The organism is Kitasatospora sp. NPDC007106, assembly GCF_040634455.1.
GTDB classification, from domain to species: Bacteria; Actinomycetota; Actinomycetes; order Streptomycetales; family Streptomycetaceae; genus Kitasatospora; species Kitasatospora arboriphila.
Map to the genome: position 1 here is coordinate 1 of NZ_JBEYFP010001014.1, position 1,965 is coordinate 1,965.

3 protein-coding genes are annotated in these 1,965 nt (G+C 74.6%); 2 read left to right on the top strand and 1 reads right to left on the bottom strand.

Annotated elements, in window-relative coordinates:
* Positions 1–91 precede the first annotated feature (91 nt).
* Positions 92–1,009 carry a hypothetical protein gene (locus tag ABZ641_RS35200; protein WP_359988465.1) on the bottom strand — a complete coding sequence of 306 codons (918 nt, stop codon included), beginning with the start codon at positions 1,007–1,009 and terminating at the stop codon, positions 92–94.
* 157 nt (positions 1,010–1,166) lie between these two features.
* Here ABZ641_RS35200 and ABZ641_RS35205 point away from each other — a divergent pair, with 157 nt between their 5' ends.
* Together ABZ641_RS35205 and ABZ641_RS35210 are read left to right on the top strand one after the other, a co-directional pair.
* On the top strand, positions 1,167–1,361 hold the full coding sequence (locus ABZ641_RS35205; RefSeq protein ID WP_344624054.1) for a hypothetical protein: 195 nt from the start codon (positions 1,167–1,169) through the stop codon (positions 1,359–1,361).
* Between the two features lie 63 nt (positions 1,362–1,424).
* A partial coding sequence (locus ABZ641_RS35210) for a GNAT family N-acetyltransferase (RefSeq protein ID WP_359988467.1) occupies positions 1,425–1,965 on the top strand: 541 nt, incomplete at its 3' end.

A 1,965-nucleotide genomic window follows, 5' to 3' on the forward strand; every position in this document is an offset into this window, starting at 1 on the left:
ACCCCCGGACTGCGCAGTTCTCCCCCAGCCTTCGGCCGGGAGGTGCCCCCACGCGCCCCTGTGGTGATCCCCCGCACCTTGAAGGCCTGTCCTACCCGACCAGGCGGCGGCGCCAGTCGAGCGGGGTGACGGAGATCGCGCGGTCGGGGTCGCCGTCCCACTGGGCGGGCAGCCCGACGGCCTCCAGGGCGGCCACCACCTCGTGGCCGATCGCCGCGGTCGTCCCGGTCGAGCCGTCGAAGCCGCCGTAGAGCAGCATCAGGCCGTGCCCGGCGGCCGCGGAATCGGTGCACTGCGTGTGGAAGTAGACGAAGCCCCGGGCGTCGGGGCCGCCCTCGGCGCCGATCTCGGCCTGGCCGCAGCTGCGGCAGCAGGTGAAGTCCTCGCGGGCGGTGATGCCGGCCTCCTCCAGCGCGGCGAAGGCCCGGGTGAGCTGCTCGGGCTGGGTCTCGCCCTGCCAGGCGGTCTGCTCGGCGACCCGCTCCCGCCACATCCGGTCGGCCAGCGCCTGCGCCTGCGCGCGGGAGACGGGCCGGCGGTCCCCGCTGACCAGGTGGTACTCGGCGGTCTCGGCCAGCCGCGCCCGGGTGGTGTAGCCGCGGAGCAGTTCGGCACGGACGCAGGACTCCAGCTCCTCGCGCTCCTCCTCGTCGAGGTCGAGCGGCGGCACCTCGGGGTCGGGGCCCATGTCCAGCAGTGTCCACGCCGGGCCGGTGTCCCAGCCGGACTCCTGCCGGGCCCAGCCGGTCATCGCGGCGATGACGGCCTCGGGGCCGTCGACCATCGCCTGGAAGTGGCGGTCCGAGCCGCCGTCGCGGTGCTCCAGCTGGTAGTCGCCACCGGTCTTGTGCCAGACCTGGGTGTACACGTCGGGCAGGTCGGGTATCCGCTGCACCACCAGGTACCGGTCGCCCTCGGCGCCGATCCGCCGGACCAGTCCGGCCAGTTCCTCGGCGGGCACCCTGACGTGCCGTTCCCCGTTCTCCGTCTTCACCACGATCTCGAGCATGCGCAGACTCTCGCACACCCTTCCGACAGCACGGCCACGGGCCGCCGTGGACCGCCGTGGGCCGCCACGGCACCGCCGCGCCGGTCCGCCGCCGGGCGGCGGTGCGCCCCTAGACTGGTGGCGTGGGCACCCCGGACGCCACCGGAAGGAGGCCGTGGTGAACGCACTGCAGCCCAGGGACGCGGCGGACGCCGCCAGCGAGCAGGTCGCCACGATCCGCTACTCGGGCAACCCGGAGCAGGACCACCTCCTCGACGAGATCCAGCACCCGGAGACCACGGACGCGCTGTACGAGCTGGCCGCCCGCCCCGGCGCGGCGGCAGCGAACGGCGACGGCCCGGCGGCCCGGTGAGGCCGCGGCCCGGCCGGTAATTCCTTTGCCACGCGCCGGGCGGGGCGGCCAGAATCCCGCGGTATGGGCACTGACGTACCTTTCGACCGGCGGCCGATCGGGGCCGAACAGTTCGACGCCTGGCTGGAGCTGCTGGCCGCCGTCGAGGCCGAGGACCGGGAGGACGAGCACCACGGCGTGGACGACCTCCGGGAGTACCTCGCCGACCCGTACTGCGACTTCGCCCGGGGCTCGGTCGCGTTCTACGACGGCCCGACGATGATCGGTTACGGCTATCTGAAGTCGCGCACCGAGGCCGACCCGGTGCACGAGATGTACTACCTGGGCGGCGTCCACCCGGCGTACCGCGGGCGCGGCGTCGGGGCGGCGCTGCTGGCCTGGGCCGAGGAGGCGGCGCTGCCGCTGCACCTGGAGCGCTACCCGGAGAGGCCGCTGACGCTCTACAGCTCCAGCCTGGCGCGGAACGCCCCGGCGTCCGAGCTGTACGCGGCGCAGGGCTACACCGCCGCCCGCTGGTTCCACGGCATGACGCGGGACCTGCTCGCGCCGCTGCCGGACCTCCCGGCCCCGGACGGGATCGAGGTGCGCGGCTTCACCACCGAGC

Coding starts and splice junctions, on each gene's coding strand:
- ABZ641_RS35200 (WP_359988465.1), bottom strand. CDS start 1,009: ATGCTCGAGATCGTGGTGAAGACGGAGAACGGGGAACGGCACGTCAGG.